Source organism: Pseudomonas sp. fls2-241-TYG-175, assembly GCF_030209155.1.
GTDB lineage: Bacteria > Pseudomonadota > Gammaproteobacteria > Pseudomonadales > Pseudomonadaceae > Aquipseudomonas > Aquipseudomonas viridiflava.
This window is the reverse complement of the sequence record NZ_JARVSO010000009.1, coordinates 160,973-186,389: the sequence shown is the minus strand read 5'-3', so window position 1 is coordinate 186,389 and position 25,417 is coordinate 160,973. Positions and strand designations below refer to the sequence as shown.

Genomic DNA, 25,417 nt, shown 5'->3' with positions numbered 1-25,417 from the left:
TAACAAGACCGGAGAATGACATGCTGAAACTGATGAAGACCCTGTTGGCCGGCGCTTGCGCCACCAGCCTGTTGCTGGCGAGTGTGGCCAGCCATGCGGCAGAGATTCGCGAGCGCACGCTGCGTTTTGCGTTTCAGAACGTCAAGGAGCATCCGCAAGGGCAGGGCGCACAGAAATTCGCTGACCTGCTGAGCGAAAGCAGTGGCGGCAAGATCAAGGTACGGCTGTTTCCCGGCGGCACGCTGGGCGGCGATGTGCAGACCGTGTCAGCCTTGCAGGGCGGCACGCTCGACATCACAGTACTCAATTCCGGAATTCTCGCCGCTCAGGCGCCGGACTTTGCAATGCTCGACTTTCCGTTTCTATTCAACGACGTGAAAGAAGCCCATGCGGTCATCGACGGTCCGGTCGGCCAGAAGCTCGCAGCGCAGCTCGACAGCAAGGGGCTGGTCGCCCTGGGCTATTGGGACCTCGGGTTTCGCAATGTAACCAACAGCAAGCACCCTATCACCCGCCTGGAGGACATGCAGGGCCTGAAGATCCGCGTCATTCAGTCGCCCATCTACCTGAAGACTTTCTCGGCCCTTGGCGCCAACCCGGTGCCAATGGCGTTTCCCGAGGTCTACACCGGCCTTGAGCAGCACACCATCGATGGTCAGGAAAATCCGTACACGGTAATCGAAGGCAGCAAGTTCTTCGAAGTGCAGAAATACCTGTCCGCGACCGGGCACATCTTCAACCCGCAGTCGCTGATCATGAGTCAGAAAACCTGGAATCGCCTGAACGACGATGAAAAGGCACTGATTCGCGATGCCGCCGCCAAGGCTCAGGTCTTCCAGCGTGAAGTGACGGCCGCCAGCATGGACAATGCCCGGGCCAATCTGGAGAAACAGATTGCGGTCAACGACATTTCTCCTGCCGAGAAAGACCGTTTTCGTGAGCGCGTAAAACCTGTCATCGACGAGTTTTCCCAGCAACTGGATGCCGGTCTGGTGAAGATGATGTACGACGAAATCGCCAAGGCACGCGCAGCACAGTAAAGCCCTTGTCGCGTCAGAGCCCGTCCGGCGGGCCTGACGCTGCACGCTCGGTACATCCAATCCGATTTAAACCGGTAACCCCGCGAAAATAGTCTTAAATATCCGTGAACAGGCGTCGATAAGCTTTGCATAAGAGCAATCCGCAGCTCGCGTTATTTCATTGACCGCAGGGGAGCTTCAGGATGTCGATCAAACTTCGTTTGTTTCTGTTGATAGGCACCGGAGTACTGGCTGTGCTGATCATCAGTCTGGTCAGCTATCTGGGCAATAACAGAATGGCGGCGGCGATGACTGACAACGAGGTCAGCATGACCGCGTTGAGCAATCACCTTCAGGCCGACATGATGCACGACGCCCTGCGCGCCGATGTGCTCTCGGCGATGCTGGTCGGGCTGGGCAAGAGCGAAACAACCCGTGACGAGGTCCTGGCCTCCCTCAATGAGCACGCCGCGCAGTTCCGCAAAGTGCTGAGTGACAACCTGGCGCTGCCGATCAACGACACCCTCAAGGCCGAACTGAACAAGGTCAAGCCCAGCCTCGATGCCTATATCAGCGCGGGCGAGCGAATTGTCGGCCTCGCGCTGGACAGTCCTGACCGCGCCCAACAGGATCTGGGTACATTCTCTGCCGCCTTCACCCAGCTTGAAGGCCAGATGTCCACGTTGAGCGACCTGATCGAAGACAACTCGAAAGCCAGCGGCGAAATCACCCGCGACGCCATCAGCACCGCCAATACCACGCTTGGCGTGGTTCTGGTCATCAGCCTGTTGCTGCTGGTCGCGCAGGGGCATTGGGTGACCCGCAGCATCATGATTCCCCTGCAGTCAGCCAGCCGCATCGCTGACAGCATCGCGCATGGCGACCTCAGCGAGCCTATTGCCGAGCCTGCCAGTCGTGATGAGGCCAGCGCGCTGATTCGCAGCCTTGCCGTCATGCAGCGCGATCTGCGCGGCATGATCGAAGTGGTGCGCAGCAATGCCCATGGCGTCAGCGGCATGAGCGGGCAGTTGAGCAGCGGCTGTCACGAAGTGGCGGGCAGCAGCCAGCAGCAAAGCTCGGCGGCGGCGACCATGTCGGCGGCCACCAGCGAAATGACCGCCAGCATCGAAGAAATCACCCGTCACGCCGAACAGGCAAGGGAGATGGCCAATCAGGCCGAGACGCTGGCCAAGAACGGCGGACGGGTGATCCATCAGGTGGTCAGCGACATGGACGGCATTGCCCGTTCGGCGCAACAGTCGGCGCAGGTGATCCGCACGCTGGACAAGGAGTCTGAAGCCATTTTCAACATCATTCAGGTCATCAAGAGCATTGCCGATCAGACCAACCTGCTGGCGCTCAACGCGGCCATCGAGGCGGCGCGTGCCGGTGAACAGGGCCGTGGTTTTGCCGTGGTCGCCGATGAGGTGCGCAGCCTGGCAGGTCGCACCAGCGCATCGACTCAGGAAATCACCGGCATGGTCGCCCGGATTCAACAAAGCACCCGCGAGGCGGTGACCAGCATGGAAGCCGGGGTGGTCCAGGTCGATAAAGGCATGGCGGTGACCGCCGAGGTCCAGCAGGCCATCCGGGATATCCTCGACGCCACGCTGAGTACCACGCACCTTGTCAACGACATCACCCGCACGATTGGCGAACAGAGCCTGGCGAGTAATGAAATCGCCCACCAAGTGGAAATGATCGCCAGCATGTCCGAGGACAACAGCCGGGTCATTGGTCAGACCGCGACCACCACCGACGAGTTGTCCGCCCTGGCAGTGCAGCTCTCGCGCTCGGTGGATCGGTTCCGGCTTTGACGTCTACAGGCCCTCATCCGGCCTCATTCCGCTAACCGCTCGCTCACCGCCTGCTCGCAGGCGGTTGTCGCCCGATCAGGTGTTTTTCGAAACTGATCGCTCCGGTTCATTAAAGCTTTTGCACTAACAGACGTTAACCATCGAAACCGATCATCTTCCGCGCCCAGGAGCAGCTGCATGCAAACGTTAAAGGCCTTTTACGAGTCGGTCGAAAAGCAGTTCTTCAACACCCTGACCAAAAAGCTCTCAAGCCTTTTTCTGTTGGTCGTCGTCAGTGCACTGCTGTACTGGGTGGCGCTGTCTGTTCGGGCCGACATCGTGATGTTGTTGCGCAGTGCGGAACTGGAGTCCGGTGTACTGGCGCTTATCGAGGGCAGGCTGGACGCACTGAGCAACGCGATTCTGATCAGCACCCTGTTCACGTTGGGTATGGTCAGTTTCATGGTCTGGTACCTGCGTCATCTGATCGTTCGGCCTGTGATGTTCATGACCGGTGCGCTGGAAGAAATCGCCAATGGCGAGGGTGATCTGTCCAAGGATCTGCCGCTGTTGACCCATGATGAAATCCGCGTGCTGGCAAGCACCTGCAACCGGTTTCTGGCCAAGCAGCGTGAAGTGATCAGCAGCATTCAGGCGCTGACCGTGCAGATCGCGGTCGAGTCGGCGCGCTCGCTCAAGAACATCAGTGATTCCAGCGACAGCGCAACCGATCAGGCGCGCTTTGCCAAGGAGGTCATGGATCAGAGCAATATGGCGGTCGGCAGCATTGAGGACGTGTCGCAGCAGACTCAGGGTATTTCCAGCACCACCGCCCAGAACCTGAGCATGGCGCGCGGTTCCTACTCCGAACTGCTCGAAGTGACCGGCAACATCAGCCAGATATCCAGCAGCCTCAATGAATTCGGCGTGTTGGTGTCTGCCCTGAACCAGCGTTCGTCGAGCATCAAGTCCATTGTCGGCCTGATCCAGCAGATTTCTTCGCAGACCAACCTGTTGGCCCTTAACGCGGCCATCGAAGCGGCACGTGCCGGTGAAAGCGGTCGCGGCTTTGCCGTGGTGGCCGACGAGGTCCGCACCCTGGCGCAGAACGTCAGCAAAGCCACCGACGACATCTCGCAGAACATCGACGCAATGCTGCTGGAAGTCAGCTCGACCTACGAGCAGACCACCCAGATCAGCCAGAGCGCGCGTGAAACGCAATTGGTCGTGGAGCGTGCCTCGGGGCATTTCGAGAGCATGATCGTCGACTTCGAATCCACCAATGGCAAGCTCGCGGACATTGCCTCCCATATCCAGCAGTTCGCGAACACCAACACAGGTATCAACGACCGGGTGACGCGCATCTATGCCGACAGCCAGGCCATCGACCAGCGCATGCAGCATTCGGCGACTGCCACCCGTGACCTGTCAGGCGTTGCCGAGCGGGTGCAGGCGCTGCTGGGACGTTTCGTGCTCGGGCACGGTGAGCTGGACGCTGCAATCACGCGGGCCAGTGAGTGTCGGGATATTCTGCAGACCCGGCTTGCGGTGCTGCACAAGGGTGGCGTAAACCTGTTCGATCAGAGTTACAAACTGATTCCCGGCACCGATCCCAAGCAATACATGACCAGCTACACCGAGCGTTTCGCGCAGATCTGCCAGGAAGAGTGCGACAAGCTGACCAAGGGCACCCGAGGCGGCAAGGTCTCGTTCATTGTCGATAACAAGGGCTATTGCCCGGTCAACAACAGCTGGGTATCGCAGAAACCGACTGGTAATCGCGCCGTCGACCTGCCGGTGTGCCGCAACAAGCGGATGTTCTCTGATCCGGTCGGCCTGCGAGCGGCAGGCAACAAGCAGCGTTTCCTGCTGCAGACCTACCTGCGCGATACCGGTGAAATCATGACCGAGATCGACGTGCCGTTCTTCTTCGAAGGCCGTCATTGGGGCAACCTGCGGATGGGCTTCGACGCGGCGCAGTTGCTGGGCCACTGAGTCGTCGTATGTGACGCTCGCCCGTCTGCGCGCAGACAGGCGGGCGTCCGGTGAGTCAGCCGAGCAGGTGTTGGGCGATGTACCTTGAGATTTCAACCATTGACGTCTTGCCTGTGAATTCGAACTTCACCTTTCCGATCGCCGAGTAATAGATCTCCAGTTCCGAATCCAGGTCGAAGGTCCCCGAGGTTTCCACCGACCAGGCCACGATGTTCTTGTAGGGCAGCGACGTGAAGTCTTTCTTGCTGCCTGTCAGCCCCTGAACGTTGACCGAGATGATGCGTTTGGTGGTGAACACCACGCCGTCGCGCATGGACTTGTAGGAGTCGATGACTGTTTCGCCGTCCAGCAGCAGGTCCTTCACGCGTTCTGCGTACTCGTCATTCTGCTTGAGCTTGAAAAAACCTTTGTTGTTGAAATCGATCATTTTCTGTCCTTGAACCGTCACTGAGGGAAGCGGAGCGCGTCTGTACCGAGCATTGCGCAAGCAGAGTAGCAGCTGGCCACTTCTTTTGGTCGCTCGCCTGACGAGGGTTATTGTTCATGTCTGACATGACAGCAAGGGAACGTTAACGTCTGTTCAGGCTCAATTTCTGTGACGCTCTGATTCCCGGAACGCCTACGGAGGTGTGATTTTGAACATTCAAGACCTGTCCAGCGATATCAAGGCTGGCAAGATCAGTGAGCTCAATCTGGTGTCGATGGAAGGCGGTTCGTACGTGCTCCATGCGCTTGTGGACGGCAAGTCAGTGCCGGTTCAGGACTCGCACGGCAAGCCTTTGCATCTGGCTTCGGTCGAGGAAGCGCGCAAGGTGCTGTCGTCGGTGCCGGACGTGCAGCTGTTTCTGAGCCAGGGCGTGGCGCACGACGAGATGGTCGGCCTGGACGACGTGCAGGTCGAATCTTCCCGCCATGAGATTCCGTTGCGCTCCAGTCTCTGATACATCGCTTTCACCTGTCCGAATGAACGGAACACCGCTCTGCCCACCAGAGCGGTCAGTTGGTACTGCTGGGTGTATGGTCAGCAGTTCACTACTCAGGAGCAGTCATGTCTTTCCAGAAACTACCCCGAATCCTGATCACCAACGACGATGGCATCGATGCCCCAGGTCTGCTGGCACTTGAAGAAGTGGCCGGCGAGTTGGCCGACGACGTCTGGATCGTTGCCCCTGATCACGACCAGAGCGGCATATCGCATGCCTTGAGCATTCATCACCCACTGCGCGTGACCAAGCGTGGCGAGCGCAGGTTTTCGGTGTCGGGCACGCCCGCCGACTGTGTCGCCATGGCTTTGCAGCAATTGATGAGTCAACCACCCACCTTGATCCTGTCCGGCATCAATAAAGGCGCGAACCTGGGCGTTGAAACGGTGTTTTCCGGTACGGTCGGTGCGGCCATGGCCGGGCTGTTGCTGGGCGTCCCTTCGATTGCCCTGAGCCAGGCCCTGACGCGTCGTGACTCGGTGCGCTGGGAGACGGCACGGCAACTGGCGCCTGATGTGATTCGCAAGGTCTGGGGGCTGGGTTGGGAGCAGGGCGCTTGTCTGAACATCAATTTCCCGGATGTCCCGGCAGCGGAAGCGGGCCCGATGCAATTCACCACCCAGGGGGCCGGTCGCATCGACTCACTGGAAGTCGCTTCACGCACCGACATGCGTGAGCGGGACTACTTCTGGTTGAGCATTCATCGCCACGATCTGGTGGACGCGCCCGGCAGCGAAACCCACGTGATCATGAACGGCGGAGTTTCCGTCACGCCGCTGCGTTTCGAGCGTACTGACACGGCGATGCTGGACCAGCTAAAGGCGCATTTCCAGAATTGAAGCGCTCAGTCAGGCTTGGCGGATCACGGCCACGCACTTGATCTCCAGCAACAGGCCTGGATGCGCCAGTTCGGCAACGCCGATGCAGGTCCAGGCGCATTGACCGCGTGGAAACAGCCGGTTTTTCACGTCGCGAAAGACCGGCATGTGCTCGCTCATCGACACGTGATAAGTCGTCATGTCGACGATGTCCTCGAACGTGCAGCCAGCTTCGGCCAATACCGTGCGCAGGTTCTCCCAGCAGGCGATGAATTGCGCTTCAGGGTTCAGGATCACGTCCATATCCCGTGTGCGTCCGACCTGCCCGGAGCAGTAGAGCGTGTGGCCGACCCTGACCGCAGGCGCGTAGCCAGCACGGTCCATGATCAGTTCCATGGTGGGAGGGACAATGATTTCGCGGTCTGACATGTGGCTACACCTGGTTATGCAGTTTTGAATTGATTCCTTGCAGCGAATACCTGCTCGGCGGGCCTAAGCCTTGCTGGCAGGTTTCGCGGCGCGGCGCGGTTTTTTCGCCGCCGTGCCGGTTGCTTTCTCGGCGCCGGCGGCCTTGCGCGGGCCGGCCTTGCGCTTTTTCTTCCAAGGCGGCTTCACGCCTGCGGGGCTTGCCGGACCGCTGATGGACATGCGCATGCCGACGCAGCGGCTAACGTGCTTGCTCATCCAGGCGGCCTGCCGGGTAACGAACTCTTCAAGGCTCATTTCGCCGCTCTGCACCATGTCCAGCGCCTGTTCCCAGATGGCAGTGGTGCCTGGGTCGGCAATGGCGCGCGGTACGGCATCGATCAGGCTGAAAGCCGCTGGCGTGGCACACAGCGCCTTGCCCTGTTTGGTGAGATAGCCACGATCCAGCAGCCCCTGAATAATGCCAGCGCGCGTCGCCTCGGTGCCGATGCCGGTGGTGTCCTTGAGCTTCTGCTTGAGCAGCGGATCTTCCACCAGTTTTGCGACATTCTTCATCGCCTTGATCAGATCGCCTTCGGTGAACGGCTTGGGCGGCTGGGTCCAGAGGTCTTTGAGGATGACATCGGCAACAGCGCAGTCGCAGCCCTGGACCAATCTGGGCAGCGGCTGCGGCGCAGGGGCCTCGCGACCTTTTGCCGGGGCCAGCGCCTCTGGCATGGCACGCTTCCAGCCCGGTTCGACGATCTGTTTGCCGACGGCGCGCAAGGCGTGACCTGCGCAGTCGAAGTCGGCCTGGGTGCGGTCGTACTCATGATTGGGCAGAAACTGCGCCAGATAACGGGCTCTGATCAGCGTGTAGACCGCTCTCGGTTTGCCGGTCAGGCGCTCGATGCCTCGGGCCGCTGCGGTGGGGATGATGCCGTGGTGCGCGCTGACCTTGGCATCGTTCCATGCCCGAGAGCGGCGTTGTGCATCAAGGTGCGGCATCAGCTCGTCCAGCGCCGGATCGGCCTTGCCCAGCGCCGCAATGATACTCGCGGCTTCGCTGTGCTGGCTGTTGGGCAGGTAGCCGCAATCGCTGCGCGGGTAGGTGATCACCTTGTGGGTTTCGTACAGGGACTGGGCGATGTCGAGGGTTTCCTGCGCGCCGAGGCCCAGCTTCTTCGAGCAGATTTCCTGCAGCGTGCCGAGATCGAAGGGCAGGGGCGCCGCTTCACGAATTCGCTCGGTGCGCAGTTTGACCAGCCGGGCGCTGCCTGCCGGGAGAATGTCTTCTGCTGCCTGCTGCGCCAGCGGCTGATTCAGGCAGCGGTCCTGATCATCACAAGCGTCCGAAGGCGCTCGCCATTGGGCGATGAACGCCTGTTGGTCATGCAGCAGCTTCACATCGATGGCCCAGTAAGGCACAGGGACGAAATTGGCAATGCTGCGGTCGCGGTCCACGACCAGTCGAAGTGTCGGGGTCTGCACGCGTCCGACCGGCAGCACGCCCTGATAGCCCGATTGCCGGCCCAGCAGGGTGAACAGTCGGCTCATGTTCATGCCGATCAGCCAATCGGCGCGGGAACGGCCCAGTGCCGAGTGATACAGGCTGAAGGTGTCCGCACCGGGCTTGAGCGTGGCCAGCGCCTTGCGGATCGAAGCGTCGTCCAGGGCAGACAGCCACAGGCGCTGGATCGGCCCGCGATAGCGGCAATGCTCGACCAGCTCCCGGGCAATCATTTCACCCTCGCGGTCGGCGTCCGTGGCAATCACCAGCTCTTTTGCTTCCCCCAGCAGACGCTTGACCGCCTTGAACTGACTGGCGGTTCTGGGTTTGACCAGCATCTTCCATTGCTGCGGAACGATGGGCAGGTCTTCCAGCACCCAGCGCTTGTAACGGGCGTCGTAGGCATCCGGCGGTGCGGTTTCCAGCAAATGGCCGACGCACCAGGTCACGGTGGCATTGGCACCCACCCAGCAGCCGTCCCCACGCCGCGTTGCGCCGAGCACAGCCGCGATGTCTTTGGCCTGAGAGGGTTTTTCGCAAAGGAACAGCCGCATGACTACCGTCTTCGATTACCGGTGGTGAAGGCTGCAAGGATGAACTTTGAAGCGCCGATGGGCAAGTTTTATCTGTATGGATATACAGATAAATGCTCTGAGGGCCATATTTGACTGATCAAAACCCGTGGGAAATCAAAAGGTGACTGGAGCCATGCGCTCGGCTCACTGAATCCCCAATCTGTGCCATGTGTGACCCGGAGCGTCACGGGAGGCATGCCCACGCGGCGATGGGCATGATCAGTGTCCGGATGATCAACGATCGTTCCCATGCTCTGCGCTCATCGTTATACACAAGTCGCTACGCGCATCTGGAGCGAGCACTATTTCGGTCGTAGGAGCGGACCGGGCGGCGTTCCGTTTGTCCGCGAAAGCTGGCACATCCGACAAAGATCCAGCGTCTGAATCGCAGTATTCGCGGACAAGTCCGCTCCCACTTTCGGGCACCGCGTTCCTTCAGGTCGATTTGTGTATAACGATGAGTGCTCTGCGTGGGAATGCCGCTCAGGACGCTCCGCGTCCTGGCGACGCATCTGGAGTAACGCGTGATCATGCCGGCCAAACATCCCTGCCGCTAAACCGCAATCTCCACCTGATCACCGTTCAACCGCACCGGCCAGACCTCCAGTCGCTGTTCCGGATATTCCAGACAGGAGCCGTCATGCAGGCGGAAGTGTTGTTTGTACAGCGGTGAGGCGATGACCAGGTCTCCAGCGATCTGGCCAATCAGCCCGCGTCCGATCACGTTGGCTCCGGACTTGGGGTCGCGGTTGTCGATGGCGTAAAGCTTCTCGCCGTCTGCCGTATCAGGCACATAAAACAGCGCAACCTGCGTACCGTCGAGCCATGCCACCACGCCTGAGTTGGCGACCAGGTCCTGGCGTCCGCACAGGGCATGCCAGTGCAGATGCAGTGCGGACTGAGTGTTTTCTGCAAAAGCCGTATCGGATGAGTTCATCACACCACCTCCTTGAACAATGGGATCAGCTTGAGTTCTTCAGGTCTTGCCGGACGACGCTGGGCGCGCTCCTTGACGAAATGCACGTCCGGGTCGCCACGGCCGTCGTTGACGAAGGTGCGGAAGCGTTTGAGCTTTTCCGGATTCTTCAATGCGTTGGCCCATTCGCATTCATAGCGATCGACCACCAGTTGCATCTGCGATTCGAGTTCCGCCGCAAGCCCCAGACTGTCGTCGAGGATCACGGCTTTCAGGTAATCCAGCCCGCCTTCCAGCGACTCGCGCCATACGGACGTGCGCTGCAGCTTGTCGGCAGTACGAATGTAGAGCATCAGGAATCGGTCGATGTAGCGAATCAGGGTTTCGTCATCCAGGTCGGTCGCGAACAGCTCGGCGTGACGCGGGCGCATACCGCCGTTGCCGCAGAGGTACAGGTTCCAGCCGTTCTCGGTGGCAATCACACCCACGTCCTTGCTCTGCGCCTCAGCGCATTCACGGGTGCAGCCTGACACCGCGAACTTGAGCTTGTGTGGCGAGCGCAGGCCCTTGTAGCGGTCCTCGATGCGCAGCGCCATGGCGACGCTGTCCTGAACGCCGTAGCGGCACCAGGTACTGCCGACACAGGACTTCACGGTCCGGGTCGATTTGCCGTAGGCGTGACCGGTTTCGAAGCCGGCTTCGATCAGTTCGCTCCAGATGTCCGGCAACTCGTGCAGTTGCGCGCCGAACAGGTCGATGCGCTGGCCGCCGGTAATCTTGGTGTAAAGATCATACTTCTTGGCCACCGCACCAATGGCGATCAGGCCATCGGGCGTGATTTCACCGCCTGGAATGCGCGGCACCACCGAGTAGGTGCCGTTCTTCTGCATGTTGGCCATGAAGGTGTCGTTGGTGTCCTGCAATGGCACCAGCGAAGGCTCGGTGATTGGCCGGTTCCAGCACGAAGCCAGGATCGAGCCGACCGCAGGCTTGCAGATGTCGCAGCCGTGAGCGCCTTTGCCATGACGGGCGAACAGTTCTTCGAAGGTTTCGATGCCTTCGATGCGGACCATTGAATACAGCTCCTGACGGGTGTAGGCGAAGTGCTCGCACAGGCTCTTGTCCACCGCAACGCCGCGGGCGATCAGTTCATGTTCGAAGACCTGCTTGAGCAGCGCGGTACAGCCGCCACAGCCGGTCGCTGCCTTGGTGCAGGCTTTGATTCCGGCAAGGTCGGTGCAGCCGTTGTCGATGGCCGAGCAGATCGAGCCCTTGCTGACGTTGTGGCATGAGCAGATCGTCGCGGTGGCGGGCAGCGAGTCGGCACCCAGTGTCGGCGCGCCTTCGCTGTGCGGCAGGATCAGGCTCGACGGATCGCCAGGCAGGGTGATGCCGTTCTGCGCGTATTGCAGCAGCGTGTCGTAGTAGCTGTTGTCGCCGACCAGCACGGCACCCAACACCTGTTTGCCGTCAGCCGACACCACCAGTCGGCGATAGCTGGCGGTGGCTTCGTCGATGAAGCGATAGCTGACCGCACCGGCCAGCGCGCCGTGGGCATCGCCAATCGAGCCGACGTCCACGCCCAGCAACTTGAGCTTGGTGGACATGTCCGCACCGAAGAAGGGGTCGGTGTCCTTGTCGCACAATTGCGCCGCTACGCCACGGGCCATCTGATAGCCCGGCGCAACCAGGCCGAACACGCTGCCGTTCCAGGCCGCGCATTCGCCGATGGCATAGATGTCTTCATCGCTGGTGCGGCAGTGTTCGTCAATCGCAATGCCGCCACGCGGGCCCAGTTCGAGCTCGCACTGGCGGGCGAGGGCGTCCTGCGGACGAATACCGGCGGAGAACACGATCAGGTCGGTCTCGAGGAATTCATCGTTGGCGAAGTTCATGCGGTAGCGGTATTGCTTGCCGTCAGTGATCGATTGAGTGGCGCGTGACAGGTGCACGCCCACGCCAAGCGCTTCGATCCGGGCCTTCAACGCAGCGCCGCCCAGTTCGTCGAGCTGGACCGGCATCAGACGTGGTGCGAACTCCACGACATGAGCTTCAAGGCCCAAGGATTTCAGGGCGTTGGCTGCTTCCAGTCCCAGCAGGCCGCCACCGACCACTACACCACGACGGGCTTTCGAGGCGGCGTAACGAATGCTGTCCAGGTCTTCCAGTGTGCGATAGACCAGTTTTGAATTGCCCTGCGCGCCTTCGATGGGCGGCACGAACGGGTACGAGCCTGTCGCCAGAATCAGCTTGTCATAACTGAAGCAGCCTTCAGCGGTGATGATCTCGTGTCGATCACGGTCGATCTCCAGCACCGGCACGCCCAGGTGCAGGGTCAGGCCCGCCTGTTCGTAAAGCGCCATCTCGCTCATGGCCAGCGACTCGGCATCGCGCCCTGTGAAGTACTCGGACAGGTGAACGCGGTCATAGGCACGCTGTGCCTCTTCGCCGAACACATGAATGCGATAACGCTCAAGCGCGCCGCCTGCGATCAACTGCTCGACGCAATGATGACCGACCATGCCATTGCCGACGACGATCAGGGTTTTTACATCGTTGTGGGGGAAGACTGTGGTGTTCATGGCTAATCCCGGCCGAGGCCAATCAGTTTTTTTGAAGCAAAAAAAAGCGCCCGGAACCTTTCGGTTCCAGGCGCCTTTGCCTGTTCTCTTATGCTGTAAAGGGTGCGGATCGAGCCTCGTTGCCGGATGCACCTGATGGCCCTGAGGTCTCCATGAGACTGGCGATCTGCGTCGATCAACCGGGGCGGCCCGACCTTATTGAAGGTGGGGTTGTCTGGAATAATGCAGGGGTTGTGCCAGCTTGGTGTCGATCATTGATGAGTGACCGCACGCCTCGTGTTTCCGGGCGTCTTAAGCGACATCAGTGTCCTGGAGCAGGTATCGGGATGGCCGGGCAGGCTGCATTGCAATGGTGCGCAACGGACGGGTTGCGCTGTAAAGGTGTGCATGGAAGAGGATAGGTGGTGGATGCGGAGCGTCACTGGATGCGTGCCTATGCTCCGCGCTCATTGTTATACAAAAATCCGCCTCACCACTGATCGTGCCCATCGCTCTGCGTGGGCACGCCTCCCGTGACGCTCCGCGTCACAAATGGCACAGATTGCGGACTCAGTGAGCCGGGCGCATGACGTGGATAACGCTGGAGCTTGGGCATACATCTGCACCGCATTCAAGAGCGGACGCGGAGCGTCCTGGGAGGCGTTACCACGCTGGAGCGTGGGAACGATCATCATCGTATTCCCGCATGAGGACTTGTGTACACCGATGAGCGCAGTGCGATGGGCACGATCATTACCGTATGAAGCTGGCGCAGCATTTGTATTACCCTGCGTCTTCATTCACAAGATCCGTTGCCATGACCCTTACTATCCAGGAAGTCACCCGCGCCGAAATTTCTGAAACCATCGAGTTCGCCATGCGTGCCCGAGCCGAGGTTTTCCCCATGCTCGATGCCGCCGTGCTCCCTGCCGATCTGGCAGCCTTCGAACAGGTGTACCTGAACGGCGACAGAGGAAAATTTCTGACTGCACGTCATGACGGGAAGATCATCGCGGCTGTCGGCTATTTGCCGTTCGATCATCGCTTTCCACAACTGGACTACGTCGGTCGCGATACCGTGGAGATCGTGCGCCTTTACGTCATGCCTCAGTTCCGGGGTGATGGTCTGGCCAGTCGCCTGTGTGAAGCGCTGTGGGCGCACGCCGAAGCTGGCGGGATAGAGGTGCTGTACCTGCACACCCATCCGTTTCTGCCCGGCGCGATCCGCTTCTGGGAAAAGCAGGGATTTTCGGTGACCGACGTTGAAACCGATCCGGTGTGGAACACCACGCATATGGAGTGCGTGCCTGGCGAGCGGCAACGGAATCCCGAGGGCGAGTAAACGCCTGCCCTCAGGACTGACTCATATCAGCGCGGAGCGCGCTGGCGTGCGGTCTTCATCAGGTCTTCAGGCGTGATATGGCCGACGACTGCCTTGGCCGCGGCGCTGCCCGGCAGTGGCAGGTCCAGAATGTGGCCTTTCATCTTGCCCACCACGTGCATCTCACAGGGTTTGCAGTCGAACTTCAGGGTCAGCACTTCGTCCCCATGAATCAGCTGCATCGGTGCGACCTTGGTGCGCACGCCGGTCACGCCCTTGGCCTGTTTCGGGCACAGGTTGAACGAGAAACGCAGGCAGTGCTTGGTGATCATGACCGGCACTTCGCCGGTCTCTTCGTGCGCTTCATAAGCCGCATCGATCAGTTGCACACCATGACGGTGGTAGAAATCACGCGCTTTCTGGTTGTACACGTTGGCCAGGAACGACAGGTGCGACTCGGGGTAAACCGGAGGCGGCGTGGTTTCAGCCTTGCGGCCGCCCTGAGGATGCGCCTTGATGCGGGCTTCGGTCAGCGCTTCGATGGTGTCGCGGCGCAGGGTCTTGAGCTGGGAGTTGGGCACGAAGAACGCCTGGGGTGCGTCCAGCCTGATGTCTTGAGCGTGGTAAATCGTGGTGCCCAGTTGGGACAGCAGGTCGCGCAACTGATCCAGCGCCTGTTCCGGCTTGTTCGCCGCGCCAAACGGGCCGTCCAGATGCGTCGTGACGCTGACGCCTTCTTCGCTGGTTGCGGTCAGGTTCAGGCGCTCTTCACGCAATTCGACCTGCCATTGAATGCCGATCCGGCGTTCGGCCGAAGTCTTCAACAAGGCCTGCTGCCAGTTGTGGTCCAGGTTACGGCTCAGCGGGTGATTCGGACGCAGGCGGGAGAGGGCAGCCGGCATCTCGTTAGGCTCGACGCGATAGCGCCAGCGTTTTTCACCGTCTTCCTCGAATTCGCTTTTGAGCTCCGCGACGTTGGCGCGGAAACCCACCACTTCACGCTTGATCAGCACGTTCAGCCCGTCACCGTTGGACAGCGGCTCGTGGGTGACGGCGATCAGGTCGCGCTTGCCCAGTTTCTCCACGTTGCCGACCAGCAGGCCGGTGAAGGTTGGCGTGTCGAACGCGCCGATGTCGATCTTGCGGTCGCTGACGAAATAATCGGTGCTGCCACGGTTGAAGGTCTTTTCCGGGTCTGGCACGAAGAAGTGCGCAGTACGGCCGCTGGAGGCGCGCGCCAGATCCGGGCGGTCTTCCAGGATGTCGTCCAGACGCTGGCGGTAGTACGCGGTGATGTTCTTGACGTAGCCCGCATCCTTGTAACGGCCTTCGATCTTGAACGAGCGCACACCGGCTTCGACCAGGGCACGCAGGTTGGCGCTCTGGTTGTTGTCTTTCATCGACAGCAGGTGTTTTTCGAAAGCCACGACGCGACCCTGATCATCCTTCAGGGTGTACGGCAGGCGGCAGGCCTGGGAGCAGTCGCCACGGTTGGCGCTGCGGCCATTCTGCGCGTGGGAGATGTTGCACTGCCCGGAGAACGCCACGCACAGGGCGCCATGGATAAAGAATTCGATGGCTGCGTCGGTTTCGTCGGCGATCTCGCGGATTTCCTGCAGGTTCAGCTCACGTGCCAGCACCAGCTGTGAGAAACCGGCCTGATCGAGAAACTTCGCCCGGCCCAGCGTGCGGATGTCGGTCTGGGTGCTGGCATGCAGCTCGATGGGCGGAATGTCCATGTCCAGAACGCCGAGGTCCTGCACGATCAGTGCGTCCACGCCCGCGTCGTAGAGCTGGTGAATCAGCTTGCGGGCCGGTTCCAGCTCATCGTCATGCAGGATGGTGTTGATCGTGGTGAAGATGCGCGCGTGGTAGCGATGGGCGAACTTGACCAGTTCGGCGATATCGCTGACCTCGTTGCAGGCGTTGTGTCGTGCGCCGAAGCTTGGCCCGCCAATGTACACCGCGTCGGCGCCATGCAGAATGGCTTCACGGGCGATGCTCGTGTCCCGTGCGGGGCTGAGCAATTCCAGGTGGTGTTTGGGTAGGGACATGGCTACGGCATCCGACGGCGGGCAAAGCGCGCATTGTAGTGCCATGGGCCGCGCTGCGCACCTGCGCTGATCGCTGCTGCGGCATTTACTGACTGTCGGCGGGGGGGAGGCGGCTGTTTCAGGGCGATCGCAGACGCAGAATCCGCGAGCCATCGAACGGGTCGGTCAGCCAGCGGCCCACCACCCCGAAGGTCTCCAGCAGCCGCTCGGGAGTCAGCACGTCTGCGGGTACGCCCAGCGCGACCATGCGGCCCTTTTCCATGACCGCCACCCGGTCGCAGTCCAGCGCCTGATTCAGGTCATGTAGGGCGATGACTGTGGTCACCGGCAACGCCTTGACCAGACCGAGAATGGTCAACTGATGCTGGATATCCAGGTGATTGGTCGGCTCGTCCAGCAACAGGATGCCTGGCCTCTGTGCCAGCGCCCGTGCGATATGCACCCGTTGCCGCTCCCCGCCCGACAGGGTATGCCAGGCGCGCTTGATGAAAGGCAGCATGTCCACGTCCACCAGCGCCTGCCGAACGATTCGGTCGTCGCGGTCGCTCCAGGGCGCCAGCGCCGACAACCATGGCGTGCGGCCCAGTTCAACGGCATCCAGCACCGTGATCGCGTCACTGGTTTCTGCCTGCTGCTCGACAACCGCCAGCGCGCGGGCAATGTCGCGCCGGTTCAGGCTCGACAGAGGCCGTTCGCCTATCGTTACCTGACCGCTGGACGGCTTGTGGATGCCGGACAACAGCTTGAGCAGGGTCGATTTGCCCGAGCCGTTCGGCCCCACGATGCCCAGCGTTTCGCCTTGCGCGATGCTCAGATCCACGTCGCGCAGCAGTGTTGCGCCGCGAACCGAATAGCCAAGCCCCGTGCAACCGAGCGCCGGGGTGCCGATATCGGGAGTGAAGGCGTTCATCGTGTCCTGTTCCCCTGAATGAGGATCAGCGCAAACACCGGTGCGCCGATCAGGGCAGTGATCACCCCGATGGGCAGCGCCTGGCCCTTGATCAGCGTGCGGGAAAGAATGTCCGCAGCGATCAGGAACAGCGCGCCGCTCAGGGCGCTCAGCGGCACCAGTCGGGCATGGCGCACGCCCGTGAGCATGCGCACAGCGTGGGGGATTACCAGACCGACAAAGCCGATGGACCCCACAATCGAGACCATCACTGCCGTGACCAGGGCCGCAGTGGCGATCAACACAATCTGCACCCGCCGTACGGCGATGCCCAGAGACGCAGCGGAGTCGCTGCCGAAGGTGAAGGCATCCAGTGCGCGCCGATGCCAGAGGCACACCAGAAGGCCAAACAGCGCCGCCGGGACAGCCATCCACACCGAGGGCCAGCGTACGCCACTCAGGTTGCCCAGCAACCAGAACATGATGCCGCGCGCCTGTTCGGAGCTGGCCGACTTGGTGATCAGGAACGAGGTCAGCGCGTTGAACAGTTGCGAACCGGCAATGCCCGCCAGAATGATCTGCCCCGCGGCTGTGTTGCCCCGCGATGAGTGGGCGAGCAGCGCGACCAGAGAGAATGCCACCAGCGCACCGACAAAAGCGCCTGCCGACATGGAAATGACCCCGGCACCGAAACCCAGAATCGCGACCATGACTGCGCCGGTCGAGGCGCCTGCTGAGATGCCCAGCAGATAAGGATCGGCCAGCGGGTTGCGCAACAGCGACTGCAGCACCACGCCACAAATGGCCAGCCCGGAACCGCAGGCAGCGGCGACGATGGCGCGGGTCAGCCGGTAATTCCAGACGATGCCTTCATCGATGGGGTCCAGCACATAGCCCGCCGCCCACAGTTTATTGGCCAGCACCTGAAACACCACCTGCAGGCTGATCGAGGTTTCGCCAATGGCAGCTCCGACGATGATCGCCAGCACCAGCACTGCCGAGACCCAGATCACATGGCCGAGCGCGACGGGCAATCTCATGGAGTGGCGTTGAAGTGGTTGGCGGCGGCAGACAGCTCTTCGATGCCCGTGAACAGGCGCAGGCTGGCCTGCATGCCTTCGGCGTCGATGATCACGATGCGGTCATGCTTCACAGCGTCCATGTTGCGGGTCACCGGGTCAGACTTGAGGAATTCGATTTTCTTGCGGTAATCGTCGGCCGGGAAGCGACGACGGTCCATGCGGGCGATCACCAGGATGCTCGGGTTGGCCTTGGCGATGGTTTCCCAGCCAACAGTGGGCCACTCTTCGTCGGACTGGACGATGTTGCGCATCCCCAGATTATTGAGCATGAAGTCCGGAATACCCTTGCGACCCGCGACGAAAGGGTCGGCTTTCAGGTCGGAGCTTGAGAACCAGAACACAGCTGATACGTCTTTGTCGTGGTTCTGTTTGACGTTGGCCACTGCGGCGCTCAGACGGGCCTTGAGATCGGCGACCAGTTTGTCGCCGCGATCCTGCACGTCAAAGATTTGCGCCAGTTGTTCGATGCTCTTGTAGATGGTCTCGATGCGAAATGCCTCAAGGCGCGTGCCGTCGGCGCCGACCAGATTGTCCTTGCCTTCGCAGTCGGACGGCATGAGGTAGGTCGGGATTTTCAGTTCGTGGAACTGCTCCCGCGTGCCGACTGCGCCTTGCTTGCCGACCATCCATTCCAGCTGCACGGCAACCAGTTCGGGACGTTTGCCGATCACTGCCTCAAAACTGGGTTCGTTGTTGGCCAGGCGCTCGACCTTGTCGTTCTGCTCTTTGAAGCGCGGCAATACATCGTTGAACCACAGGGAGGTGCCGACCAGTCTGTCGCCCAGGCCAAGCTCGTAAAGCATCTCCGTGCCCGACTGGCCGATGGTCACTGCTTTGGTCGGCGCATGCTCGAACGTCAGCGAGTAGCCGCAGTTTTCAAGGGTCAGCGGATAATGGGTCGGTGCGGCGAACGCAAGGCTTGAAAGGGTCAGGCTGGCAGCGAGTGCGGCAAGGCGGGGCAGTGACATGGAATGCGACCTCGATTCGAACGTGTGTCAGGGCGCACGCACAACAGGAAAACACATCCCTGCCTGCCGGGAAACGGCAGCACTCGGCGCACTAAGGCCGGGCGCAAGGATGTCCTTCCCGGACACCCCGCCGGTTAGTGATTGATTCTGGTCGGCAGGTCTCCTGACTGGCATGTCATCGTCTGGCTCCGGCCTTCCCGGGGATCACCCAGTGGCAGTGGTGGAGCTGGCTCGATGCCTACAGTTGCGGGGGCAGTTTCGTTTCGGCTCGTGGCGCGAGGCGGGCGAATTCCCTGTTAGTTCCTCTCGGAAACCGACGGGCGGCATGGTAAACGATAAGGGATGGGCTCGCTATGGCTTTGCACGCAGGCGTTGCAGGCTGTTGATCAGGTGCAGACGCATGGCTGCACGGGCGGCGTCGCGATCCTGATGGGCCAGAGCGTCGAAGATCTGTTCCTGCTCGCGCTGCTGAATATGAGGATCGTCTTCCATCTGCAACGACGTGACGTTGCCGAAACCGCCGCGTGTGCGCGGCAGGATGCTGCTGCCCAGCTGGTTCATCACATCGGTGAAGAAACTATTGGCGGTGCACAGGGAAATGCGCCGATGGAATTCGTAATCGGCCTGCAGGGTGTCCTGGCCGGTCCGGACGCAGCGGTGCAGTTCGTCGAGCGCCTGACGAATGGCGCTCAATTGCTCGGGCGTGCGACGTTGTGCAGCCAGCGCAGCGGCTTCGGGCTCCAGACTCAATCGCAGTTCAATGATTGCCACGGCGTCGCCCGGTGTGCCGATGGACAACTCGTCCGACTGATCGGCCCTGGCCTCGGAGGCGTCGACAACAAAGGTGCCGATACCATGCCGGGTCTCGACCAGTCCTTCGGCCTGCAGGCGTGACATGGCCTCACGGACAACGGTACGGCTGACCCCGGTTTCACGAATGATCACCTGCTCGGTGGGCAGTTTTTCGCCGCTCTGGATCTCGCCTTCGCGAATTTTGCGGGCGAATTCGGCGACCAATTGCTGGGTCAGGCTGGAACGGCGGCCTTTTGGGGATGCGGTAGGTTCCATGGCGGGTGATCAGGTCCGTGTCGGGGCGCTGAGTATAACCTCACTCAGGGCGTGTTTTGTGCGGGGATCGCAGCCTATACTCGGGTATTCGATAGACATGAGGCTGCAATGTCGGACAACGCGCTTTCCTCGCAAAAGAATCATCGCCGCCTGGCTGAAACCCTGGTTGACCGCTTTGCCCAGCGCATGCGTGACGGTGTGCTTCAGCGGGGCGAGAAACTGCCTTCCGAACTCAATATCATGGAGGCCGAGGGCGTCAGCCGCACGGTGGTGCGCGATGCGTTGTCGCGGATGCAGGCGGCGGGGCTGGTGGAAACGCGTCATGGGGTCGGGACCTTCGTGCTCGATATGCCACCGCCGGAAGGGTTTTCCGTCGGGCCTGCCACCATTGTCACGGTGGCGGATGTATTGAACCTGCTGGAGTTTCGTCTGAGTCTTGAAGTCGAAGCGGCAGGTCTGGCCGCGCAACGACGCAGTCCTGAAGCATTGCTGGAGCTCAAGCGGGCCTTCGACGCGCTGCTGGAAGGGCCGCAGAAGTCCGGAACGACCATCAACGCCGACTTTCAGTTTCACCTCAAGATTGCCAAGGCGTCCGGCAATGCCTACCTGATCGATATCATGAAACACCTCGGCACCAAGCTGATTCCCCGCACCCGCATGAACTCGGCCTACACCGGCCAGAGCGACCGAAATGCCTATCTGGCTGGCATTAATGCCGAACACCGGCAGATCTACAACGCCATCGCCGAAGGCAATGTCGACGCCGCCCGTTCGGCCATGTACCTGCACCTCAACGGCAGCCGCATGCGCCTGCGCAGGACACAGGCCCTGTACAGCGACTGACATCTAAGGGACGCAGAGCGTCCCGGTGTGCATGCCGACGCGGAGCATCGGCACGATCAACTTTGTCAGCCTTACGCTGATCGTTCCTCACGCTCCAGCGTGGGAATGCCTCTTGGGACGCTCCGCGTCCCGGCGACCTGCGGCAGTGCTCGGCCAGCCCTCAAAGAAAGTTGTACTGCACGCCCACCCGCAATCTCAGCTGGCGCTTGTCGTCCTCGGAGTTGACCTTGATGTCGCCGACTTCGAAAAACGGCACCCAGTTCTTGTCCCATTTGTACTTGAAGGCCGCATTCTGTTCGTAGTCGGTCTTGTCGTTGTCGTAGCGGATGTAGTCGGCGTCGAAGTAGGTGAACTGGTACTCGTATGACCAGGGGCCTTTGGTCGCGTAGTTGACCCAGACGTCGTAGCGGTTGACGGACTGATCGTTCATTTCATTGTCCGGCATGTCGCGGTTGACCCTGTCGCGGTCCAGCTTGATCGAGTCATACCGGTAGCGACCGGAAAGCGTGAGTTGATCGGTGACCTTGTAGCCGACCTTCAGCCCCATCTTGTAGGCCGTGGAGCGCTCGATGCTCTCCAGTGCGAGGGAAGGGGTCAGCAGCCATTTGTCATTGAGCTTGTGCTGATAACTCACCGTCAGTTCGTGGCCGTTGCCGACGGTGTTGTCGAACGCGACGTCCTGGCGATCACCCGCCGTTTTGTACTTCAGTTCACCTTCAAAGCCCCAGCCGCTGTCCAGCCGCGTGCCGAACTTGACCCGGTCAGCGTGCATGCGGGTGCTTTCTGCGTATTGATGGCGATAGTTGATGTAGGCGCTGTCGGCATGGGTCCATGCGCTTGGGAACAGGGCGGCCAGGGAGAGCAAAGCGATTGATTTTTTCATTTTCTTATTCTTGTTCGAGTGAGAAAAAAGGTGTTTGAGGCAAATCGCAGGCAGCCGGACCCGATGGCCGATTCGGCCAGGGATCACGCTGTCAGCAGGGTTCGGTGGTGTGTAGGACCTGCAGCGGTCATCCGCTCGGTCGTACGTCCATGTCGCGACTGGCCTGGATCAGCAGTCGTGAGTAGTCGTGCTGCGCCTGATCGTTGCTCAACTGGCTGCTGTCGAGCGTCTCCACGACCTGACCCAGTTGCATGACGGCAACCCGGTCGCAGAGGTGCGCGACCACGCCCAGGTCGTGCGTCACCATCAGGTAGGTCAGGCCCTGCTGCTGACGAAGGTCCGCCAGCAGGTTGAGGATTTCAGCCTGCACCGAGACGTCGAGCGCCGAAGTGGGTTCATCCAGCAACAATACGCGCGGCTCCAGAATCAGCGCTCTGGCAATCGCGACTCGCTGACGCTGGCCACCGGACAGTTGATGCGGATAACGAAAGCGGAAACTCTCGTTGAGGCCGACGCGGTTCAGCACGTCGCAGACGCGTCGGTCACGCTGGTCGATCTTGTGGATGCTCAGCGGTTCCTTGAGGGCCGCGTCAATGGTGTGACGCGGGTGTAACGAGGCGTAGGGGTCCTGGAACACCATCTGCACGGTGCGGTAGTGGCTGGCGTCGAGCTTGCGACCGACCTGCTGACCCGCGACGCTCAAGGCACCTGTCCAATGGTGATACTGCCCGGCCAGACAGCGCAGCACAGTGGTCTTGCCCGACCCCGACTCGCCGACCAGTCCGAACGACTGACCCTGCTCGACCTGCAGGTTGACGTCGCGCAGCACCTGATTCAAAGCAGTGCCCGTGCCGAAGCTCAGGTTCAGTGAATTGACTTCAATCATTGCCATGGGAGCGTTCTCAGTGAGTGAGCCAGAGGGGATCGCGCTGCAATACCGGCAGGCTGGCGCGGGGGCGATCAAGACTGGGCAGTGCGGCCAGCAGGCCCTGTGTGTAGGGATGGCAGGCCTGATCCAGCTCATCTGCCTTGAGTGATTCCACGACGCGTCCGGCATACATCACCAGCACGCGGTCACAGAAATGTCGCACCATGTTCAGGTCGTGGCTGATGAAGATCAGCCCCAGATCCCGCTCGCTGACCAGCTCTTCGAGCACATTGAGGACCTGGCGGCGTACCGATACGTCCAGCGCAGAGGTGGGTTCATCAGCGATGATGACCTGCGGATCGGTGATGACCATCATCGCGATCATGATCCGTTGCCCCATGCCGCCCGACACCTCGTGCGGGTACAACTCGTAGACCCGCGCCGGTTCGCGGATGTGCACCTTGGCGAGCATGTCCAGCGTGCGTTCGCGGGCTTCCTTGCGCGACACCCTGTGGTGCGCCAGATAGGCCTCGGCGATCTGCTCGCCGACCTTGATCACCGGATTGAGCGAGTATTTGGGGTCCTGCATGATCATCGACATGCGTCGTCCGCGAATGCCCTGGATCTGTTTTTCACTGCATTCGAGCAGATTGACGTCACCGAAGCGCATGGTTTTGGCCGTGATCCGCGCGCTGGCCGGGTGCAGGCGCAACAGGCTGCGCGCGACCGTGGACTTGCCCGAGCCGGACTCGCCGACAATCGCCAGCTTTTCACGGCCCAGCGTGAACGACACGTCGCGAACCGCCGCCGTGGTCTTGCCGGCGTTGTGGAACTCGACCCGCAAATCTTCTACCGCAAGCTTTATCTGAGACATGGTTATCGTCCTTGTTATTGTCATTCGCTGCGTGGATCGAGTACGTCGCGCAGGCCGTCGCCGAGCAGGTTGAACGCCAGGCTGACCAGCATGATGGTCGCGCCGGGCGCTGCCACCAGCCACCAGCTTTCCAGCATGTAGCGGCGGCCGCTGGAGATCATTGCGCCCCATTCCGGTAGCGGCGCCTGGGCGCCCAGCCCGAGAAAACCCAGTGCTGCTGCGGTAAGGATGATGCTGGCCATGTTCATGGTCAGGCGGATGATCACCGAGGACAGACACATCGGAATGATGTGACGGCCGATGACTCGTACCGACGAGGCGCCTTGCAGCTTCACGGCGACCACGAAATCGGCGTTGCGCAGCGACAGGGTTTCGGCCCGCGCCAGACGGGCGATGGGCGGCCAGGCGGTGAGGGCGATGGCAATCACCGCATGTTCCAGACCCGGCCCCAGTGCCGCGATGAAGGCCAGGGCCAGCACCAGGCTCGGGAACGAAATGAAAATATCGGTGATGCGCATGAACAGGCTGTCGACCCAGCCACCGAAGTAGCCCGATACCGTGCCGATCAACAGGCCGATGGGGCCGACGATCACGGTCACCAGCATCACGATATACAGCGTGATACGCGAGCCATACACCAGACGGCTGAACACATCGCGGCCGTATTCGTCAGTGCCGAACCAGTTCTGCGCGCCAGGGCTGCGCAGCGCAGCGGACAGATCCTGGGCGAGCGGATCATGGGTCGCGATCCAGGGGGCGAACAGGGCGACGATCATCAGCGTGCTGATCACGATAAGTCCCGCCAGGGTCATCGGATTGCGCAGCAGGAAGCGCATCAGCTTTGCGCTGCTGGTGGCGAAGGCCGCAAGGCTTGACGTCGGGGCCTGAAACGTCGATTTGGCGCTGCTTGTCATGGAAGTCGTCATCAGCGGGTTCTCGGGTCGAAGACTTTGTAGAGGGCGTCACTGATCTGGTTCAGGACCACGAAGATCAGGCCGATCAACAACACGCAGGCCATCACTGCATTCATGTCGCCCAGCAACAGGCTGCTGGTCAGGTACTGGCCGAAGCCGGGCCAGGCGAAGACGGTTTCGATCAGCACCGCGCCTTCCAGCAGGCCGCCGTAGGCGAGGGCGACGATGGTCAGCAACTGCACACGAATGTTGCGGAACGCGTGGCCCCAGACAATGCGTCGTTGCGACAGGCCTTTTACCCGGGCGGTGATGATGTATTCCTGCGACAGCTGTTCCAGCATGAAGCTGCGGGTCATGCGACTGATGTAGGCCACCGAGTTGAAGCTCAGAATCACTGCGGGCAGCAGGATGTGGCGCAGCGCACTGCGAAACGCCTCCCAATCGCCGGACAGGGCGGTATCGATCAGCAGCAGGCCGGTGCGGGTTTCGATCAGGCCGTCGTAGGCCAGGCCGATGCGTCCGACGCCGCCTGCCCATCCCAACCAGGCGTAGAACACCAGAAAGGCCATCATGCCGAGCCAGAAGATCGGTGTTGAGTAACCGAACAGGGTAATGACCCGCGCGACGTGATCACCGGCGCGGCCCTGATGCGTCGCGGCGTAAACACCCAGTGGCAGGCCGATCAGCACGCCGAACAGGATGGCCAGGGTGGCCAGTTCCAGCGTGGCCGGGAACACCCTGGCGATGTCTTCGATCACCGGATGGCCGGTCAGCAGCGCCTTGCCCAGATCACCGTGCAACAGGTCCTTGAGGTACATGACGAACTGGGTGGTCAGTGGCTTGTCCAGCCCCAGTTCCTGATAGGCCTGGGCATAGGCGGCCGCGTCTGCATCCGGTCCGACGATGGCCAGTACCGGGTCCAGCGGCATGACCCGGCCGATGAAGAAAGTGAGCAACAGCAGGCCGAACAGGGTCGCCGCCACTGATCCGCTGCGACGGGTGCCATTGGCGACCCGACTGCTCCAAAATGAAATCGATGCACTCGACATGGTGTATTCCTGCCTTGGCTTGAGCG

The 25,417-nt window shown here is 61.0% G+C and carries 22 protein-coding genes, 1 pseudogene and 1 riboswitch; of the genes and pseudogenes, 8 read left to right on the top strand and 15 right to left on the bottom strand.

All coding sequences use genetic code 11. The features are described from left to right. The first annotated feature begins 20 nt into the window (after positions 1-20). The 4 genes and pseudogenes from QRN20_RS08605 (at position 21) to QRN20_RS08595 (ending at position 4,810) form a co-directional block, all read left to right on the top strand. Entirely contained in the window at positions 21-1,040 is a 1,020-nt protein-coding gene (locus tag QRN20_RS08605) for a TRAP transporter substrate-binding protein (protein ID WP_029243505.1), read from the top strand. A 182-nt stretch (positions 1,041-1,222) separates the two neighbouring features. Then, positions 1,223-1,978: pseudogene (locus QRN20_RS26830) on the top strand (MCP four helix bundle domain-containing protein); the annotation flags it as partial. Further along, positions 1,973-2,836, top strand: coding sequence for a methyl-accepting chemotaxis protein (locus QRN20_RS26825; protein ID WP_407072087.1), 864 nt, complete (start codon positions 1,973-1,975; stop codon positions 2,834-2,836). The pseudogene QRN20_RS26830 and the gene QRN20_RS26825, both read left to right, overlap by 6 nt. A gap of 177 nt (positions 2,837-3,013) precedes the next feature. Continuing rightward, positions 3,014-4,810, top strand: coding sequence for a methyl-accepting chemotaxis protein (locus QRN20_RS08595; protein WP_285360167.1), 1,797 nt, complete (start codon positions 3,014-3,016; stop codon positions 4,808-4,810). Positions 4,811-4,865: 55 nt separating this feature from the next. On the opposite strand, the gene QRN20_RS08590 is transcribed toward QRN20_RS08595, so the two are convergent. Further along, complete coding sequence (locus QRN20_RS08590; RefSeq protein ID WP_025993497.1) at positions 4,866-5,237, bottom strand: PH domain-containing protein; 372 nt, start codon at positions 5,235-5,237, stop codon at positions 4,866-4,868. Positions 5,238-5,439: 202 nt separating this feature from the next. On the opposite strand from QRN20_RS08590, the gene QRN20_RS08585 reads away from it, so the two are divergent. Both QRN20_RS08585 and surE read left to right on the top strand, forming a co-directional pair. Continuing rightward, a complete protein-coding gene (locus tag QRN20_RS08585) occupies positions 5,440-5,751 on the top strand; it encodes a DUF6482 family protein (protein WP_025993496.1) in 312 nt (103 codons plus the stop codon). A gap of 107 nt (positions 5,752-5,858) precedes the next feature. Next, positions 5,859-6,632, top strand: a complete 774-nt coding sequence (gene surE, locus QRN20_RS08580) for a 5'/3'-nucleotidase SurE (RefSeq protein WP_122414219.1) — start codon at positions 5,859-5,861, stop codon at positions 6,630-6,632. A 9-nt stretch (positions 6,633-6,641) separates the two neighbouring features. Here surE and QRN20_RS08575 read toward each other — a convergent pair whose 3' ends face one another. From QRN20_RS08575 to nirB, 4 genes are all read right to left on the bottom strand, one after another. Next, complete coding sequence (locus tag QRN20_RS08575; protein WP_025993494.1) at positions 6,642-7,040, bottom strand: RidA family protein; 399 nt, start codon at positions 7,038-7,040, stop codon at positions 6,642-6,644. A 63-nt stretch (positions 7,041-7,103) separates the two neighbouring features. Continuing rightward, positions 7,104-9,080 (bottom strand): DNA topoisomerase III, encoded by a 1,977-nt coding sequence (locus QRN20_RS08570; RefSeq protein WP_122518223.1) that lies wholly within the window; start codon positions 9,078-9,080, stop codon positions 7,104-7,106. A 574-nt stretch (positions 9,081-9,654) separates the two neighbouring features. Continuing rightward, positions 9,655-10,038, bottom strand: a complete 384-nt coding sequence (gene nirD / locus QRN20_RS08565) for a nitrite reductase small subunit NirD (RefSeq protein WP_004886538.1) — start codon at positions 10,036-10,038, stop codon at positions 9,655-9,657. Next, complete coding sequence (gene nirB, locus QRN20_RS08560) at positions 10,038-12,599, bottom strand: nitrite reductase large subunit NirB (protein ID WP_122518222.1); 2,562 nt, start codon at positions 12,597-12,599, stop codon at positions 10,038-10,040. The genes nirD and nirB overlap by 1 nt, the downstream gene beginning before the upstream one ends. A 796-nt stretch (positions 12,600-13,395) precedes the next feature. Between nirB and QRN20_RS08555 the strand changes: the two genes are divergently transcribed. Beyond that, on the top strand, positions 13,396-13,920 hold the full coding sequence (locus QRN20_RS08555) for a GNAT family N-acetyltransferase (protein ID WP_043305684.1): 525 nt from the start codon (positions 13,396-13,398) through the stop codon (positions 13,918-13,920). A 26-nt stretch (positions 13,921-13,946) separates the two neighbouring features. Here the strand turns inward: QRN20_RS08555 and QRN20_RS08550 are convergent, their stop codons facing one another. The 5 genes from QRN20_RS08550 to QRN20_RS08530 form a co-directional block, all read right to left on the bottom strand. Then, entirely contained in the window at positions 13,947-15,953 is a 2,007-nt protein-coding gene (locus QRN20_RS08550) for a peptidase U32 family protein (RefSeq protein ID WP_285360164.1), read from the bottom strand. A gap of 118 nt (positions 15,954-16,071) precedes the next feature. Then, positions 16,072-16,863, bottom strand: coding sequence for an ABC transporter ATP-binding protein (locus QRN20_RS08545; protein ID WP_122429275.1), 792 nt, complete (start codon positions 16,861-16,863; stop codon positions 16,072-16,074). Then, on the bottom strand, positions 16,860-17,882 hold the full coding sequence (locus QRN20_RS08540; protein ID WP_058431605.1) for a FecCD family ABC transporter permease: 1,023 nt from the start codon (positions 17,880-17,882) through the stop codon (positions 16,860-16,862). Before QRN20_RS08540 ends, QRN20_RS08545 begins: the two co-directional genes overlap by 4 nt. Then, a complete protein-coding gene (locus tag QRN20_RS08535; RefSeq protein WP_122500871.1) occupies positions 17,879-18,892 on the bottom strand; it encodes an ABC transporter substrate-binding protein in 1,014 nt (337 codons plus the stop codon). Before QRN20_RS08535 ends, QRN20_RS08540 begins: the two co-directional genes overlap by 4 nt. Before the next feature lie 136 nt (positions 18,893-19,028). Further along, a riboswitch (cobalamin riboswitch) is annotated at positions 19,029-19,225 on the bottom strand. 18 nt (positions 19,226-19,243) lie between these two features. Continuing rightward, positions 19,244-19,960: a FadR/GntR family transcriptional regulator gene (locus tag QRN20_RS08530; RefSeq protein ID WP_088235049.1), complete on the bottom strand. Its 717-nt coding sequence runs from the start codon at positions 19,958-19,960 to the stop codon at positions 19,244-19,246. Between the two features lie 108 nt (positions 19,961-20,068). Between QRN20_RS08530 and QRN20_RS08525 the strand changes: the two genes are divergently transcribed. Beyond that, the gene (locus QRN20_RS08525; RefSeq protein WP_004885098.1) at positions 20,069-20,803 is read left to right on the top strand and encodes a FadR/GntR family transcriptional regulator; all 735 of its coding nucleotides are present in this window, start codon (positions 20,069-20,071) and stop codon (positions 20,801-20,803) included. 160 nt (positions 20,804-20,963) lie between these two features. On the opposite strand, the gene QRN20_RS08520 is transcribed toward QRN20_RS08525, so the two are convergent. The 5 genes from QRN20_RS08520 to QRN20_RS08500 all read right to left on the bottom strand — a co-directional run bounded on the left by QRN20_RS08520 (position 20,964) and on the right by QRN20_RS08500 (position 25,391). Continuing rightward, on the bottom strand, positions 20,964-21,686 hold the full coding sequence (locus tag QRN20_RS08520) for an oligogalacturonate-specific porin KdgM family protein (protein WP_029243492.1): 723 nt from the start codon (positions 21,684-21,686) through the stop codon (positions 20,964-20,966). Between the two features lie 127 nt (positions 21,687-21,813). Next, on the bottom strand, positions 21,814-22,578 hold the full coding sequence (locus QRN20_RS08515) for an ABC transporter ATP-binding protein (protein ID WP_004881921.1): 765 nt from the start codon (positions 22,576-22,578) through the stop codon (positions 21,814-21,816). A gap of 10 nt (positions 22,579-22,588) precedes the next feature. Further along, positions 22,589-23,428, bottom strand: coding sequence for an ABC transporter ATP-binding protein (locus QRN20_RS08510; protein ID WP_285360161.1), 840 nt, complete (start codon positions 23,426-23,428; stop codon positions 22,589-22,591). Between the two features lie 20 nt (positions 23,429-23,448). After that, positions 23,449-24,354 (bottom strand): ABC transporter permease, encoded by a 906-nt coding sequence (locus QRN20_RS08505; protein ID WP_004881923.1) that lies wholly within the window; start codon positions 24,352-24,354, stop codon positions 23,449-23,451. Then, complete coding sequence (locus QRN20_RS08500) at positions 24,354-25,391, bottom strand: ABC transporter permease (RefSeq protein WP_025993531.1); 1,038 nt, start codon at positions 25,389-25,391, stop codon at positions 24,354-24,356. The genes QRN20_RS08505 and QRN20_RS08500 overlap by 1 nt, the downstream gene beginning before the upstream one ends. Positions 25,392-25,417 lie beyond the last annotated feature (26 nt).

What these genes read in the sequence shown, in the direction of transcription:
- QRN20_RS08605 (WP_029243505.1), top strand. Translation starts at nt 21, where the DNA reads ATGCTGAAACTGATGAAGACCCTGTTGGCCGGCGCTTGCGCCACCAGC.
- QRN20_RS26825 (WP_407072087.1), top strand. Translation starts at nt 1,973, where the DNA reads ATGCAGCGCGATCTGCGCGGCATGATCGAAGTGGTGCGCAGCAATGCC.
- QRN20_RS08595 (WP_285360167.1), top strand. Translation starts at nt 3,014, where the DNA reads ATGCAAACGTTAAAGGCCTTTTACGAGTCGGTCGAAAAGCAGTTCTTC.
- QRN20_RS08590 (WP_025993497.1), bottom strand. Translation starts at nt 5,237, where the DNA reads ATGATCGATTTCAACAACAAAGGTTTTTTCAAGCTCAAGCAGAATGAC.
- surE (WP_122414219.1), top strand. Translation starts at nt 5,859, where the DNA reads ATGTCTTTCCAGAAACTACCCCGAATCCTGATCACCAACGACGATGGC.
- QRN20_RS08575 (WP_025993494.1), bottom strand. Translation starts at nt 7,040, where the DNA reads ATGTCAGACCGCGAAATCATTGTCCCTCCCACCATGGAACTGATCATG.
- QRN20_RS08570 (WP_122518223.1), bottom strand. Translation starts at nt 9,080, where the DNA reads ATGCGGCTGTTCCTTTGCGAAAAACCCTCTCAGGCCAAAGACATCGCG.
- nirD (WP_004886538.1), bottom strand. Translation starts at nt 10,038, where the DNA reads ATGAACTCATCCGATACGGCTTTTGCAGAAAACACTCAGTCCGCACTG.
- nirB (WP_122518222.1), bottom strand. Translation starts at nt 12,599, where the DNA reads ATGAACACCACAGTCTTCCCCCACAACGATGTAAAAACCCTGATCGTC.
- QRN20_RS08555 (WP_043305684.1), top strand. Translation starts at nt 13,396, where the DNA reads ATGACCCTTACTATCCAGGAAGTCACCCGCGCCGAAATTTCTGAAACC.
- QRN20_RS08550 (WP_285360164.1), bottom strand. Translation starts at nt 15,953, where the DNA reads ATGTCCCTACCCAAACACCACCTGGAATTGCTCAGCCCCGCACGGGAC.
- QRN20_RS08545 (WP_122429275.1), bottom strand. Translation starts at nt 16,863, where the DNA reads ATGAACGCCTTCACTCCCGATATCGGCACCCCGGCGCTCGGTTGCACG.
- QRN20_RS08540 (WP_058431605.1), bottom strand. Translation starts at nt 17,882, where the DNA reads ATGAGATTGCCCGTCGCGCTCGGCCATGTGATCTGGGTCTCGGCAGTG.
- QRN20_RS08535 (WP_122500871.1), bottom strand. Translation starts at nt 18,892, where the DNA reads ATGTCACTGCCCCGCCTTGCCGCACTCGCTGCCAGCCTGACCCTTTCA.
- QRN20_RS08530 (WP_088235049.1), bottom strand. Translation starts at nt 19,960, where the DNA reads ATGGAACCTACCGCATCCCCAAAAGGCCGCCGTTCCAGCCTGACCCAG.
- QRN20_RS08525 (WP_004885098.1), top strand. Translation starts at nt 20,069, where the DNA reads ATGTCGGACAACGCGCTTTCCTCGCAAAAGAATCATCGCCGCCTGGCT.
- QRN20_RS08520 (WP_029243492.1), bottom strand. Translation starts at nt 21,686, where the DNA reads ATGAAAAAATCAATCGCTTTGCTCTCCCTGGCCGCCCTGTTCCCAAGC.
- QRN20_RS08515 (WP_004881921.1), bottom strand. Translation starts at nt 22,578, where the DNA reads ATGGCAATGATTGAAGTCAATTCACTGAACCTGAGCTTCGGCACGGGC.
- QRN20_RS08510 (WP_285360161.1), bottom strand. Translation starts at nt 23,428, where the DNA reads ATGTCTCAGATAAAGCTTGCGGTAGAAGATTTGCGGGTCGAGTTCCAC.
- QRN20_RS08505 (WP_004881923.1), bottom strand. Translation starts at nt 24,354, where the DNA reads ATGACGACTTCCATGACAAGCAGCGCCAAATCGACGTTTCAGGCCCCG.
- QRN20_RS08500 (WP_025993531.1), bottom strand. Translation starts at nt 25,391, where the DNA reads ATGTCGAGTGCATCGATTTCATTTTGGAGCAGTCGGGTCGCCAATGGC.